The following is a 14,204-nucleotide window of genomic DNA, read 5'->3' on the forward strand; positions in this document are numbered from 1 at the left end:
ATAATCTAATATGTAGGTGAAATCAGTATGTTGTCCTTTGTTTTAACCGTAAAAAGATTTATAGAAGCTTTAGTTAGAGCTTTTAAAAATCCTATGTTCTTGTCTCTCTTTACTACATTATTTCTTATCATTCTATCTGGTACACTCTTCTACACGAAAAAAGAAGGTTGGGGTGTAATAGATGCCATATACTTTTGTGTTGTAAGTTTAATCCCAACTGGCGTAAATACAAACTTATCACCTGTTACCAGTTTAGGTAAAATATTTACAATGCTCTATCTGGTTGTAGGTACAGGAGTTATGTTTATAACACTACTTACTTTAGGGAAAACAATGATCAATACAAAAGCTTTAGAAGAGAGAAAAACAGAGGGACAAAAGAAACTGAATGAGTACAGGGAGAAAAAGTAAGTAAATGAGCATGAAAACCGAGGACTTCCAGTGGAATGCCTTGGTTTTTCTTTTTGTATATATTATTTTATTGAAATGTAAAGGAGAACTCTTTACTTTCAACGAACTAATTACATAGAGGAATAGTAAAAGGAGGAACACGATGACACACGAATTAACAGATCACCTTGGCAGAAAAGTAGTTCTCCCTAAGTCGCCTAAACGTATTATTTCCATATGCCCTGCTATTACCGAAACACTTTTCTCATTAGGGTTAGAAAAGGAAATTGTTGGCCGGACGAAATATTGTATATTCCCTAAAGGGATAGTTGACCAAGTGCAGATTGTTGGAGGAACGAAAGAGATCAATTTTGAGAAAGTCAAAGAGATTCAACCGGATCTTATTTTTGCTGAAAAAGAGGAAAATACAGAAGAAATAGTACTGGAACTTGAAAAAATAGCACCTGTTTTTGTGTTAGAGGTAAAATCCATACAGAATGCTTATAGATTTATTACTACATTAGGTGAAGTTACAGCAACTACAATGACTGCAAAACTTCTCCTAACAGCCTGTCAAAAATCTTTTCAGTCTATAGAAAGTAGAGAGAACGGTAAAGCTGCATATGTTATTTGGCGAAAACCTTATATGGTCGTTGGTGGTAAAACTTACATAAATGATGTACTACAAGTAATGGGCTTTGAAAATCCTTTTACTAATGAAGAATCGAGATATCCTACAGTAACAAATGAACAGCTTACAAATGCCAATCTGGATAAACTTTTTCTTGCCTCTGAACCATTCCCATTTCACCAAAAGCATTTAGCTGAGTTTCAAGCATTTCTCCCAAATACAGAAATAATATTAGTCGATGGTGAAATGTTTTGGTACGGCTCTAGAATGCTTGTGGCTGGAGAGTATTTAGCCGAATTAGTGAATAACTAATAGCAATCCCTAGAGCTTTCAGGATAGTATAAAACTCATTGAAGAAAACGAATTAATTTAAAAAGACTATTAAATTGAGAGTGGGGATTATTTTGTTGTTTCAAAATGGGAATTTAAAAGTTCGTAAATTAGAAAAAAAGGATAATTACCTGTTAGCAAGATGGCTTTCGAACCCGTCAGTTCTTGAATTTTATGAAGGCAGAGACAATCCTTTTGATTTAGACAAAGTTAATAAAGTCTTTTATGATTCCGAAGATGATGAATTTAAATGCATTGTAGAATTTAATGGTAACGAAATAGGATATATTCAATTCTATCTTTTGGATGATGAAACGAAAAAAGAATATGGGTATTTTGACGAAAATATTTATGGTACAGATCAATTTATAGGTGAAGTAGAGTATTGGAATAGAGGGATTGGAACATTGCTTGTTACATCAATGGTTAAATTTTTAATCGAACATAAAAAGGCTGACCGGGTAGTTATGGACCCTCAAATAAGAAATGCGAGGGCTATAAAATGCTATCAGAAATGTGGTTTTAAAAAAGTTAAAATACTTCCTAAGAATGAGTTACACGAAGGAGTATATCAGGACTGTTGGTTGATTGAATATCAATTATGATTTATTTTTTTAAGTAACGAGGGACTTTTATTGCTAAATGACCATATATATTTGAGACATCTAACTGGAGTGCCGAACATTTCGTAAATTTTGTACATTAAGGGAAGTTTAAGCTCAAAAAGTCGTATTCCTGTACGATAAGGAACCGACTTTTTTGTATTTAGCTTGTTAAACTATAGGGCTAGTTTGACCTAACTCTGATACCAATATAAAGACAAGTCATTCATTGTAGAAGCGTACCCCTGTTGCCTTAACATAGTTGTTATGTTACCTCTGTGATAAGTACCATGATTAGTAACATGATACAAAATTTCTGAGTAAGCAGTTTCTCTAGCACCTGACCATGGATTATTCAAATTAATTTTTTGTTCCAAATCTTTTTGACTATTCATCCATTCTTCATACTGAGATGCCAGTTCTTCAAATGACTCTACAAATTCATCTACAGAATATAGATTAATCTTTTCTAATAAAGCTATAGAAGCTTCTAATGCTTCTTTCATGTCAAACCCTTTAAGTACTTGTAGCCACATAACGTCTACCACATAGATGTGACTAAAAGTTTGAGCAATATTTGGATAGGAACTGCTAACCTCTTCATATAGGACATTGCTTGGTAATTCTTTTATTCTTTCTAGTAACACCTTATTAGCCCAAATATGGTAATTATACATATTGTTTGCATGGTGCATTTAACCTCTACTCCTTTTTTGTTTTAAACTTGGTACTTCTTTATTATAAAAAAAGATATATGACAGCAGCTTGTCATACATCTTGATAAACTTTTATTAATTTTTTTGCCTCATCTATTATAATTGATTGCAGTTCCACAGGTTTTATAATTTTAGCTCCACTTCCAAAGCTTAAAAGAATAGATTTAAGCCACCCAGCATTTAGAGGTTTATAAACAGAAAACGTAAATGTCATACTTCCATCCCCGTTAATGACTTTTGAGGAATTCTGGAATTGGTCTAGTACTTCTGCTAAGGAGTTAGGATTTACCCAGATTACTACATCTTCAAACCCATCTATATTATTATTTGAATAAGACAATTCATCTTTAATTTCATGATTTTGTAGAAAATTTTCTTTCGTTAGAGTTATACTCATCATACGCGATACTCTGAATTCTCTATAATTATGACGTTCTCTGCAATAGCCATATAAATACCAGTTACGAAACTTATAGTGAAGGTGAATAGGTTCTAATTGTCGTGATGTAAGTTCATTTTTATTACTTACATAATCAAAGCTGATCACCCTTTGATCATTTATAGCATTCCTTAGATCTATTAATGAGTTTGGTTCTGTCCTATTGCTTTCCAAGTCAACCAATAAAGTCTTATTGCTGCTATTTGTATCTAATAGTTTTAATCTATCTATCGTTTGTTCAACTTCCTTGTCTTCAAAAATACTCAATAAACTACTTAAAACTGTTATAAGATTCAATACGTCATAAGAACCCAGTAAGCTTTTATCAAATTTATAACCTTCTATTATACCGAATCCACCGTTAGTACCTTGGTAAGAAACAACTGGTATTCCAGCCGCACAAATAGCTTCGATGTCTCTGTAAATTGTCCGCGATGATACTTGAAATTCATTAGCTAAACTAGATGCGGACAAAACTTCATTATGTAATAGCTTAAATACAATTGATATCAAACGCTCTAACTTCAATTCTCTTTTCCTATCCTTTCCTCAATAATTGATCAAGCGACCATTGTCATTCCATTGACCGTACATTTTATTTTCTCTAGTATTTTCAATAAACTTATCCAATCTTTTATTAAAGACTTCAGGTTCATTTCTATTGCTTTGTATTGTATCAATTCTAATCCTCCTGTATAGTTCAGGAAAATTAATGAAGTTCTCATATAACTGGTCATCTTCTTTCAAACGAGTTTCAATATCTTTATCTATAGTAAAAGATTCAAGTCTCATATCAGGGAGAATTCTCAGTCCTTCTTCTTTCATCCAGCCTAATTTATCTAATCTCCTTACCCTTTCTAAATTTAATTGTGTCCAATTACTTTTTTGCTTTCTTGGGGAAAGCCTTTGGGCTAGTTCAGTATCTGATATTTTCTTCTTTATGCCATCAATCCATCCAAAACACAGTGCTTCTTCAACTGCATCTAAATACTGGATGACTTCTGATTGTTCATTCATACTTACTATTACCCAACAAAAAAATTCTGTTTTTGAATTTTCCTCAAACCAAACTCTTAAATCCGACCTTGTCTTAACTCTAATTAAATTATTAATTTCCATTTTTATACTCATCCTTTCTAAACAAAATATTTGTACCAAGTATAACTGTTTTGCTTAGTTTATTAGAAATACAAAATGACTACGGGTCTTATCCTGATTTCACTAACGCCCACAGTTTAGAAATACAAAAACACCGAATAGATCCACTTTTCTACAAGTGTACACTATTCGGTGTTCGGTTCAATCAAGTTGCTACCTTTAATGTAAGATTTAGTTTACTTAATCGGTGTGCGCGACAGCTCTTACCTCAATCAGTTGCTCTGGGAACGCCAAGTAAGTCACGCCGATACAGCTGCCGGCTGGACGATGCTCTCCTATATATTCCTTAAACAATCCAATGACTTGCTCGAAATGCTCTTGAGGATTTGTTAGATAGAGTTCAACATATGCAATGTTTGACTTCGTTACACCAAATCCCTCCAGTACACGGTCGAGATTTTCAAGGGTTTGTCGTGCCTGTGCTTCTATGTCACCTTCGCCTACGAACATCCCCTCCTGATTGTGGGAAAATTGTCCTGAAATGTAAATAGTGTCGTTGACGCTGTATCCTTGGGTAATTCCATGATCCCAAAGATTGTGGTTGTAGGTTTTAACATTAGCCATTACTTTTTCTCTCCTTTATTTTAAAGTAAATTAAGTATAAAATGAACAGAAACAAATAAATAGTACGCACATTTTTGGTAGCTACTGTCAGAAAGGATAGTGTCAACATGAGTATGGCTGATTATAAAGAAAAGGGGAATATCCAGGAAACGCCTTTTGGATATACACTATCAGTGATTGGTGGTAAATGGAAAATGCTCATCCTCTACCTACTAGCAGAAAAACAACCTGTTCGTTTTAATGAAATGAAAAGAATAATAGGAGCTATTACCTTTAAAACGTTAAGTTCACAACTTAAAGAGTTGGAAGCAGACGGGATGGTTTTACGGAAAGAGTATCCTCAAATCCCTCCTAAAGTTGAGTACAGTCTCACACATAAAGCAACTACTCTATTACCTGTTTTGGAACAGTTATGTGAATGGGGAGAAAAAAACAGCAATAATTAACTTCCATTTATTTAGCTGTTTAAGTTATTAACCCCTTAATAAGTGTGATGAGAAGAGAGAGCTCTATTTTAATGGGGCTTTTTTACTTACCCAAAATTTTAGTTAGTCTAACTCTTTTCAGTAGTACATGATCATCTGGACATATTGCATGAACTCCATGAACTTGCCTCAACAACATACAAATAATCCAATGATGAATACAACTAACTATCTAGCATATTAATTGAAAAATTCAACGTAGTTTTGTAACACAATAAAAACTAGCAGTTCAAAATCCTAATTGATATTTTAATCATATAATTGTTATAACCGTGTTTCACTTACTTTTGCACGATTCATGAAATAAGGTGCCTTTTTGAAGAAGGAATCGTTATAACATTTGTTGAAATAAAAGTATAAAGGAGAGTATTTTAGTGAAATTATGTTCTATGAAGGAGGGAACCTATTTGAGTCAGTTATTGTTTGCTGAACCACCTGTCTTAGAGAGTGAAAGCATCATACTCAGGCCTTTACAACAAGAGAATGCAAAATATTTATTTTCTATTAGCTACCCTGAAGTTTGGACTTATATGTTTGGTGCAATTAATTCGGAAACTGAAATGGAAAAACATGTGTCAAAAAAAATTCTACTTCGCAATCAAATGACAGCATTACCGTTTGTGGTTGTTTTAAAAGATACAAATGAAATTATAGGAAGTACAAGTATTTATGATATCAACCTAAGTCAGAAGTCATGTGAAATAGGAGCAACTTGGTATGCAGGTAACTTTTTAGGGACTTTTGTCAATTTGGAGTGTAAGTACCTACTACTCAAATATTGTTTCGAGGAATTAAAGATGATAAGAGTACAATTTAAGACAGATGAGAGAAATATCCGTTCTCAAAAAGCTATCAAACGCTTAGGAGCTACTAAAGAAGGTATCTTAAGGAAAGAAAGAATTCTTGAAAACGGATATATTAGAAATGCAGTTATATACTCAATTACCGATGATGATTGGGTAAAAGTAAAACAGCTGATAATAGAAAAAAGCATGAGAACAAAATAGTTGAACAGGAATTGCGCTATTAGTGAGGAATTATATGAAATATGAGGTAAAACATATATATAATCTATTGAATGTTGATTTGGATAGTTTAGTAAATCAAAGCAAAGGTGAAGGCTTTCGTTTTGTAGAAAGATTAATAATAGATTATAAAAATGGTAGGAATACTTTTAACCATTTTGGAGAAGGTTTATTTGGTGTATTTAACGAAGAAGATATACTTGTTGCTATTGGTGGATTAAATAAAGACCCATTTTCTAATGAACCACATATTGGCAGACTGAGAAGATTTTATGTCAGCAAAGAGTATAGGAGAATTGGTATAGGGAGTCTATTGTTAAAAAGGATAATTGACGAAGCAAAAGGTTATTATAAAATTTTGGTGCTTCACACTGATTCCGAACAGGCTGATGAATTTTATTCTTCTATTGGATTCTCAAAAGGAAAACTTTATCTAAATTCAAGTCACTTTATGGAGTTCAAAAACTAAAGTGTTATTCAATTAACTTGTTCTTTAGTAGAAGAGATAGGTAGAAAATGAGCCAAGAAATACTTCTCTTAGTACATTTAATTATTCAATTTGTTATCTGAAGTTGGCATGAGAAGGGTACAGCGCTGACCAACAAGATGTAAGTCGCAGCCGTTGCCACACGGAGTTGCGCTCTTATCTTTCGTTCCGTAGTAAGACTTTCACAGTGATTTGTAGGCTCACCGCTTACCCTGTGGAAAGCACCCTTCTATAATGTAGTTCAGCAGGATTATTAGATAGATTTTATTCTTCAAAATACTAGAATCTCTTGACTTACAGACATGAATATTTTTAGTTTTGGAACCGCGTTTCCATCTTTTTTAATTGCCAGTCATAAAAAAAGTTTCCAAAAGGAATAAATGCTACTGCCAAAGCTAACATAGACCAAATAATATTCCATCTTAATCGAATTTGTGCATATAAAATAACAAGCACATACGACACAAAGATAAAACCATGTACTGAGCCAGCTATTGTAACCGCCATTGGTATATCCATCCAATACTTTAATGGCATCGCTATAAATAGGAGGATTACTAGGGAAATACCATCTAAAATGCCGGCAATCCTTAATTGTCCAAGTGTCGTTTTAATCATATATTACACCCTCAATTCTTTAGTTATATCTTTTTCACAAATTCCGATTTTAGTTTCATCGCACCGAACCCATCAATTTTACAGTCGATGTTATGATCTCCTTCTACTAAGCGGATACTTTTTACCTTCGTACCTTGTTTCAATGTAGAGGAACTACCCTTTACCTTTAAGTCTTTAATAACCGTTACTGCATCCCCGTCATTTAAGACATTTCCATTAGAGTCTTTTACAATTTGTTGTTCCTCATTACTATCGCCTACTGACTGTTGCGACCATTCGTGTGCACATTCCGGACAAACAAAGTTACTTCCATCTTCATATGTATACTCTGAATTACATTTCGGACAATTTGGTAAAGCTTCCATAATATTATTATTCCTCCATTCACTATTAATCTCCATTCTAATGTATTGCTTGCCTCCATTCAACCACTTACTGGCCCTAGTAGGTGTCTAGATGTTTACTATATTCTTCCTATGGGTACCTAAACTATAAGACTATAACGGCAGGAGTGAACTAAAATGGAAGAAGAGAAACGCGTAGAAGTGCGCCGCGAAGAAAGAACAGATTCTGGAATGGTTGGTGCCACTTTCATCAAATATGCCGCATACTTAATAATATTCTTTGGTGTCCTTTGGTTCTTAATCTCATATGTATTTCCAATGTTTTAATTCAAAAATTAGAAGTACCGATCGATATACAATGGAAAGGTTCAGTTAAAGGCGTACCTTACAGAGGGTAAGTCAGTCTAAATTCGTGACTTAGTGTCACATCGACTGACCCGCATCGCGTGGCCCGAAAACCTAAAGTAACTCGAGGGATAAAGCGATATCTCCATTAAATGTTTAATGGAGATATCGCTTTTTATATGGAAAATATTTATTAATCTGTATGCATATCAATCTAATCCAATACTTTTTATTCCGTTTCCGGAAAGAATGCTTGCGCAGTTAATACATTCACTAAACTTGGTCCTGCTGTTCTAATTGCGTTCTGGATAGCAGATTCTAACTCTCCCTCTTCTTTGACTCCAAAAGCTGTCCAACTGCAAGCTTCTGCTACTTTTACAAAGTCAGGATTCGTTAAGTCGGTCCCTTCTTCCTTTAATCCTGCTGCCTGTATTTTATCGCTTTCCATCTGCAAAGCACCATTATTAAACACAATAACTGTAATATCTAAGTTGTAACGCGTCGCCGTTAACAAGTCTGCAAGTGTCATTTCGAGACCACCGTCTCCTACGATAGCAATGACTTGTTTATCTGGCTTCTCCATTTTCGCTGCGATTGCTGCAGGTAATCCAAAGCCCATTGAACGCCAATAACCAGAAAACAGGATAGTTTGCTTGCTTTGGCGGAAATTACGATTCATCCAGACTGTCACATCTCCAGTATCTATTGTTAGTATGGCGTCTTCTGCAACTGACCGCTCTATAGCTCGAACAATACGCGAAGGATGTAGAGGATGATCGGTGATTTTTCCTTCCTGTTCGTTTTCATTTGCCCATTTTATTTTTATTTGTTCGATACGATTAAGCCATTCGGTATTCGGTTCATACCCGGTAATAGCTTTTTGAAGAAGTGGAATAACTTGCTCTGTTTTACCTTTAATAGCTATTTCTACAGGAATACCACTTGAAGCACTTTCTATATGTGTATCAATCTGAATAATCCTAGCTTTCTCAGGAACATAGCCTTCTGGCCACCAGGAGACACCTGCAAGAAGTACAACATCTGCCTCTTTAAAAGCTTCTGAGGCATGAGGATTTCCCCCTTCACCAATTCCTTGGAGAAGATACGGAGTTGTTTCCTCAAAAAGTCCTTTCCCACCGAAGCTTGTAATAATGCCTGCTCCCCATAACTTGGATAAGCTAATTACTGCCTCATTGGCTTTCCAAGCACCTGCGCCAGCTAAAATCATTGGGGACTTTGCCGTTTTCATCAGGGATGCCACTTCTGTCAAATCCTCACTTTGGAATGTCTCTGCTCCCTCAATTACTTTTGGAAGTGTTCGAGCCTCCACCTGCGTTTCTTTTTCAAATAAATCCTTAGGTATAGACAAATGAGTAACCGCTCGTTGTTGCAAAGAAATTTGGGTAGCTTTTTGTAGTAATTCTACAATTGCATCTTCACTTGCTAAATTAGCTGAATAAGTAGCAAATGGTTTGAAGAGTTCTTGCTGATCTACATATTGTTGGAAGTCGGTTCCAATTTTATTTAACGGCGCTTGACCTGTTAACGCTAGTACTGGGGCCTTATCTGCATAGGCATCCCCTAAGCCATTAAGAAGGTTTGTTGCTCCCGGTCCCATTGTTGATGTACAAACAGCAAGCTTTCCTGTCAGCTTTGCCTCTGCAGAAGCCATAAAGGCTGCAACTGATTCATGTTTCACTGCAATAAATTGAATCTTATCCTGCTTAGCTAATGCATCTAATAATCCAATGATTGTATCTCCCGTGACACCATAAATACGCTTAACTCCATAGTAAGACAACTGATCCAATATCACTTCAGCAACTGTTTTTCCCATAAAAACTAACCTCTCCTTTATGTATTGTTTAACAAAGTGATTCCCTTGATTCAAATAATATAAACGTAACATAGAGTAGCTAGATTCTTAGGGCAAAAAAAACGTTCATAAAGTCTCGTAAAAGACTTCATGAACGTCTATTAATAATAGTTATACTAGTTGTTTAGATAGTTTGGCAGCAGCGGCTTTAACTTTTTCTAAGCCTTCTGCTACGATTGCATCTGCTTGTGCGGGCATAGCATTATGCCCTTCGATTACTACTTCATCCACGATTTGCATACCAAAAACGCCACCTAATACATTTTTCATGTAGTTTACTGCCATTTCCATTGGTGCTGCTTCTGGTGAAGAATAAATACCGCCACGAGCATTTAAGATAACTGCTTTTTTGTCAGTCAATAATTGAACTGCTTGACCATTCTCGTCATATTTGAAAGAGAAGCCAGCTTGATAAATATAGTCGATAAACACTTGCAACGGTGCTGGAATTGTTAAATTCCATAACGGGAATGCAAATACAACTACGTCAGCAGCAGTTACCGCGTCCATTGCTTTTTGTTTAGCAGCGATTAAACGAGCTTCTAAATCTGTTAACTCTAATCCCTCTGATAATTTACCAAATGCATTAAAAAGATCTTGTCCGATAAAAGGCATGTCTTCTGCAAACACATCATAAGTTGTTACGTTTGCACCTTCTAAATTTTCCATAAATGTATCATACATTCTGCTAGAAATACCTTCTGCAGAAGGACGGTTGTTTGCTTTAACTACTAAAATATTCACGATTAATTCCTCCAATGTTGTTATTACATTGGTTATGATAACAGATATATTATGCTACTTTCAATTATTTTGAATTCGAAGCGAATAATTATTCCATGATTGTCACGAACTTTTCACAATTCATTACGCTTAATATCTTAAATTTTTACGTGATATTAGTATAAGAATAATTGCTGGAACAGTACAAACAATCATCCCAAGGAAAGCTAATCCTGGCTGAATTTCATATAGATAGCCCCCAACAAAAGTTAATATTGCTGTGCTTAAGCTTAATGCCAATCCCGAATATATACCCTGTGCATTTGGAATTTGCTCTTTTGGTAAAGAAATCGTTAAATAACGAATAAAAGCAATATGAGCCATCCCGAAAGACAAGGCATGCAACGCTTGTGAAATAATAAATATACCTACATTAGGGAATAAAAAGATTAATACCCAGCGAAGTGTAGACCCAGCTCCCGCCAATAAAAATAAGGAGGATGGACGCCATTTAGACAAAAAGTTATCTGCCTTCATGAAATACAAAATCTCAAAAATAACTGCTATATTAATAATCATACCAATATAGAAAGCATTAACATCTAACTCCTGCAAATATATATATCCATAATTATAGTAAGCCGCGTGCGCACCTTGAAGTAAAAATACTACAATGAGAACAACCGGAAATGTTTTTACTTTCCACAATTCCTTCATAGATAGTTTTTGCCTTCTATCTTCTATAGAGGGCTTTGTAAGCAATGGTCCTGGAGTCGGCATGAACTGTTTGATCAATAGGAATATTAAGCCTATAATCATACTCCATAGAATCGCCTGCTCTCCCCAAAAGCCCGTTAACATACTTATTATAAGAACCGCAATAACAAACCCAATCGATCCATAAGAACGACTTTTACCGTAATGTACCTTTCCTTGTTGGACAAGTGATGAAGCTCCACTTTCGATTGCTGGCATCAATGTCGGATACACTAAACTAAATAATATCGTGATTAGTAATAAAGAAACTCTAGAAGTAGCTGGTATATAGAAAACAGCTGCACATAAAGCTAACATAGTAAAGGTAATAATTATTTTTTTATTGCTCATATATTTTGACATAAATGGAAATACAAACATTGTCGCTACCGCACGTGCTACCAATCCAAATGCCATAATCATACTTGCATCAGCTACAGTTAAATTCTTAGCTTGCACTAACCAGCCAGTCCAGTATGGTAAAAAGATTCCCCATGTAAAAAAGAAGACAAAGAAGCTCTGTGAAAGCCATCGTTGATTGTTTATCATCTTCTGATCCCTCCAATTGCTAGATTGAATGATAGCATGAGTCAAATTATAATAATAGGAGATATCTCATATTTTTATCAAAGGTGGATGAGTAAATTTGAAAAGAATAGAAGGACCACAGCAATTATATTATATTGAAAACAATACCATTCAATCATTTTTCTCCTTTGATATTTCTCCTTACATAGAGGTTTTTGAATTCGATAAAGGTGATTTTATCATTCAAGAAGGAGCTGAACCTGAATACCTCTTTTATATGGTGGAAGGGAAAGCAAAACTCTATGTAACCCACAAAAACGGAAAGGTCTCGTTGATAAACTTTTTAACTCCACCTATATTTATGGGAGAAATTGAACTGTTAAATGAAGAAAAATATTCAAAAAGCATTCAAACTAGCTCAAGGTCCATTTGTATTGCTATTGCTATAGAAAAATGTAAAGAAAAGTTATTAGCAGATGCACACTTCCTAAAGTATTTATGTATATTTTTGAGCAATAAATCAACGGTACACTCTGCCAAATATACTAAACATCAAGCATATCCACTTGAAAACAAACTAGCAGAATTTATACTTTTGTCCTCACACCACGACATCTATAAGGAAAAGCATACGGAAATTAGCGATTATTTTGGTGTATCCTACCGCCATTTACTTCATACATTCGCCCAATTAGCCGACGCAGGAATTATAGAAAAAATAAAAATGGGCTACAAAATAAAAAGTAAAGAAAAGCTTCAAGCATTATCCGACGAAATTAAATAATATCCATCATTAAAACACCTTGAAACGATTTACTAACCGTCTCAAGGTGTTTATAGTTTTTATTTATTTAAATCGACTGACTCTTGGACCACAACAGGTTCTCCTGCCTTTAATAGTACTTTATTTCTTCCTAATAACAGTCCCAATATCAACATAAGTATTCCTGTGCCTAGTAATATCCATTCTACTCTCACGATATCTGCCATGGGTCCGAAGATAAGCATCCCAATCGGCATCATAGAAGTAGCTATCATCCCAAACACACCAAATATCCTTCCAAGGTAATCACCTTCAACACGTTCCTGAATTAGTACTGTAGTTGGTGTATTGAACACTGGCATGGATACTCCGAATAGCCCCATGAAAAGTAAGTAAGCCCAAAAGATCGGCATAACACCTAAGGCAATCGTACAAACACCCATGACAACACTGGCGAGTGTCATCGTATGCACTTTGTTGGCAAAGCCACCCCAAGATGCAATAATAGCTCCCCCTGCCATCATACCAATAGAAAAGGCAATTTCAATGGCAGTTAATCGCCATACATCATCCCCAAAGCTACGTGTCACTTGTAGTGGAGTTAAAAATGCAGCTGGTGCCATCAGAATGAAAAATAACGCAAAAAACAAAAAGAATTTCTTTAAAAATGCATGGTTATTTATATATGATAAACCTTCTTTAAAATCAGCAAGATAGCTAGTCGTTTGCTGCATAGATGCCTTCGCATGTGCTGGAATTTTCAAAAACACGAGTAAAGTTGCGATTGCTATAGCTGCAGTGACAACATCTACAAAGAAAATTATTTCTAACGTAGTCATCGTCAGCAATGCTGCACTCACCATAGGCGACACAAACATTATAATCGCCTGTATACTTCCATTAGTTCCGCTTACCTTCGTAAGTTTATCCTCTGGAACAATTTGTGGCAAAATAGCCCCCACGGCTGGTCCTTGAATACCGGTTCCTATAGCTCGAACAGCCGCCATAGCAAACAGGAGCCAAATAGCATCGTATCCCATTAAAAAGACAATTGCCATTATAAGAGTTGCTGTAGCAATTAGGCCATCTGATAAGATTATGAGCATCTTTCGATTGTAGCGATCTGCCCAAACTCCAGCAAATGGAGATAAAATAAAGGTAGGAATGAACCCACATAATATAAACAGTGTCATCATCATTCCAGATTTAGTAGTAAGTGTTACATGCCACATAATCGCATATTGGACCAACGACGAACCAAATAGCGATATCGTTTGACTGCTTAAAAAGATAATAATATTCCTTTTCCAATTTTCAAACTCTGTATTCATCTTCTTCACGACCTTTTCTTAAATATTTCTGCTTGAAAAGTAAATGGTAAGGTCTTTTTTGCTCGAGTCGAAAAAGATTAAGTATTTAACTAT

18 protein-coding genes are annotated in these 14,204 nt (G+C 35.1%); 8 read left to right on the plus strand and 10 right to left on the minus strand.

The window, feature by feature from the left end; translation table 11 throughout:
- Window positions 1–27: 27 nt before the first annotated feature.
- From ACQCPR_RS18565 to ACQCPR_RS18575, 3 genes are all read left to right on the plus strand, one after another.
- Complete coding sequence (locus tag ACQCPR_RS18565; RefSeq protein ID WP_427137768.1) at window positions 28–411, plus strand: potassium channel family protein; 384 nt, start codon at window positions 28–30, stop codon at window positions 409–411.
- Window positions 412–553: 142 nt separating this feature from the next.
- Window positions 554–1,333, plus strand: coding sequence for an ABC transporter substrate-binding protein (locus ACQCPR_RS18570; RefSeq protein WP_427137769.1), 780 nt, complete (start codon window positions 554–556; stop codon window positions 1,331–1,333).
- A 92-nt stretch (window positions 1,334–1,425) separates the two neighbouring features.
- Window positions 1,426–1,956 carry a GNAT family N-acetyltransferase gene (locus ACQCPR_RS18575; protein ID WP_427137770.1) on the plus strand — a complete coding sequence of 177 codons (531 nt, stop codon included), beginning with the start codon at window positions 1,426–1,428 and terminating at the stop codon, window positions 1,954–1,956.
- Between the two features lie 191 nt (window positions 1,957–2,147).
- Here the strand turns inward: ACQCPR_RS18575 and ACQCPR_RS18580 are convergent, their stop codons facing one another.
- The 4 genes from ACQCPR_RS18580 to ACQCPR_RS18595 all read right to left on the minus strand — a co-directional run bounded on the left by ACQCPR_RS18580 (window position 2,148) and on the right by ACQCPR_RS18595 (window position 4,830).
- Window positions 2,148–2,648, minus strand: a complete 501-nt coding sequence (locus tag ACQCPR_RS18580) for a DinB family protein (RefSeq protein WP_427137771.1) — start codon at window positions 2,646–2,648, stop codon at window positions 2,148–2,150.
- A gap of 73 nt (window positions 2,649–2,721) precedes the next feature.
- The gene (locus ACQCPR_RS18585; protein WP_427137772.1) at window positions 2,722–3,636 is read right to left on the minus strand and encodes a helix-turn-helix transcriptional regulator; all 915 of its coding nucleotides are present in this window, start codon (window positions 3,634–3,636) and stop codon (window positions 2,722–2,724) included.
- A gap of 21 nt (window positions 3,637–3,657) precedes the next feature.
- On the minus strand, window positions 3,658–4,227 hold the full coding sequence (locus tag ACQCPR_RS18590; RefSeq protein WP_427137773.1) for a YdeI/OmpD-associated family protein: 570 nt from the start codon (window positions 4,225–4,227) through the stop codon (window positions 3,658–3,660).
- Window positions 4,228–4,446: 219 nt separating this feature from the next.
- Window positions 4,447–4,830, minus strand: coding sequence for a RidA family protein (locus tag ACQCPR_RS18595; protein WP_427137774.1), 384 nt, complete (start codon window positions 4,828–4,830; stop codon window positions 4,447–4,449).
- A gap of 107 nt (window positions 4,831–4,937) precedes the next feature.
- Here ACQCPR_RS18595 and ACQCPR_RS18600 point away from each other — a divergent pair, with 107 nt between their 5' ends.
- From ACQCPR_RS18600 to ACQCPR_RS18610, 3 genes are all read left to right on the plus strand, one after another.
- Window positions 4,938–5,276 (plus strand): winged helix-turn-helix transcriptional regulator, encoded by a 339-nt coding sequence (locus ACQCPR_RS18600; RefSeq protein WP_090565842.1) that lies wholly within the window; start codon window positions 4,938–4,940, stop codon window positions 5,274–5,276.
- Between the two features lie 446 nt (window positions 5,277–5,722).
- Window positions 5,723–6,322 carry a GNAT family N-acetyltransferase gene (locus tag ACQCPR_RS18605; protein WP_427137775.1) on the plus strand — a complete coding sequence of 200 codons (600 nt, stop codon included), beginning with the start codon at window positions 5,723–5,725 and terminating at the stop codon, window positions 6,320–6,322.
- A 34-nt stretch (window positions 6,323–6,356) separates the two neighbouring features.
- Window positions 6,357–6,809 (plus strand): GNAT family N-acetyltransferase, encoded by a 453-nt coding sequence (locus ACQCPR_RS18610; RefSeq protein WP_093496263.1) that lies wholly within the window; start codon window positions 6,357–6,359, stop codon window positions 6,807–6,809.
- Between the two features lie 330 nt (window positions 6,810–7,139).
- On the opposite strand, the gene ACQCPR_RS18615 is transcribed toward ACQCPR_RS18610, so the two are convergent.
- Window positions 7,140–7,445, minus strand: a complete 306-nt coding sequence (locus ACQCPR_RS18615) for a DUF3817 domain-containing protein (protein ID WP_093496262.1) — start codon at window positions 7,443–7,445, stop codon at window positions 7,140–7,142.
- Window positions 7,446–7,468: 23 nt separating this feature from the next.
- Entirely contained in the window at window positions 7,469–7,810 is a 342-nt protein-coding gene (locus tag ACQCPR_RS18620; RefSeq protein ID WP_093496261.1) for a zinc ribbon domain-containing protein YjdM, read from the minus strand.
- Window positions 7,811–7,966: 156 nt separating this feature from the next.
- Between ACQCPR_RS18620 and ACQCPR_RS18625 the strand changes: the two genes are divergently transcribed.
- Window positions 7,967–8,116: a hypothetical protein gene (locus ACQCPR_RS18625; RefSeq protein ID WP_241598121.1), complete on the plus strand. Its 150-nt coding sequence runs from the start codon at window positions 7,967–7,969 to the stop codon at window positions 8,114–8,116.
- Window positions 8,117–8,363: 247 nt separating this feature from the next.
- Here ACQCPR_RS18625 and ACQCPR_RS18630 read toward each other — a convergent pair whose 3' ends face one another.
- The 3 genes from ACQCPR_RS18630 to ACQCPR_RS18640 form a co-directional block, all read right to left on the minus strand.
- Window positions 8,364–9,971, minus strand: a complete 1,608-nt coding sequence (locus ACQCPR_RS18630) for a thiamine pyrophosphate-binding protein (RefSeq protein WP_427137776.1) — start codon at window positions 9,969–9,971, stop codon at window positions 8,364–8,366.
- Between the two features lie 150 nt (window positions 9,972–10,121).
- Entirely contained in the window at window positions 10,122–10,754 is a 633-nt protein-coding gene (locus ACQCPR_RS18635; RefSeq protein WP_427137777.1) for an FMN-dependent NADH-azoreductase, read from the minus strand.
- 129 nt (window positions 10,755–10,883) lie between these two features.
- Window positions 10,884–12,035, minus strand: a complete 1,152-nt coding sequence (locus tag ACQCPR_RS18640; RefSeq protein WP_427138966.1) for an MFS transporter — start codon at window positions 12,033–12,035, stop codon at window positions 10,884–10,886.
- Window positions 12,036–12,135: 100 nt separating this feature from the next.
- Between ACQCPR_RS18640 and yeiL the strand changes: the two genes are divergently transcribed.
- On the plus strand, window positions 12,136–12,801 hold the full coding sequence (gene yeiL, locus ACQCPR_RS18645) for a transcriptional regulator YeiL (protein ID WP_427137778.1): 666 nt from the start codon (window positions 12,136–12,138) through the stop codon (window positions 12,799–12,801).
- A gap of 59 nt (window positions 12,802–12,860) precedes the next feature.
- Here yeiL and ACQCPR_RS18650 read toward each other — a convergent pair whose 3' ends face one another.
- Window positions 12,861–14,111 carry an MFS transporter gene (locus ACQCPR_RS18650; protein WP_427137779.1) on the minus strand — a complete coding sequence of 417 codons (1,251 nt, stop codon included), beginning with the start codon at window positions 14,109–14,111 and terminating at the stop codon, window positions 12,861–12,863.
- Window positions 14,112–14,204: the final 93 nt, after the last annotated feature.

It is taken from the genome of Psychrobacillus psychrodurans (assembly GCF_050209195.1).
In the GTDB taxonomy this organism is placed as follows: Bacteria; Bacillota; Bacilli; order Bacillales_A; family Planococcaceae; genus Psychrobacillus; species Psychrobacillus psychrodurans.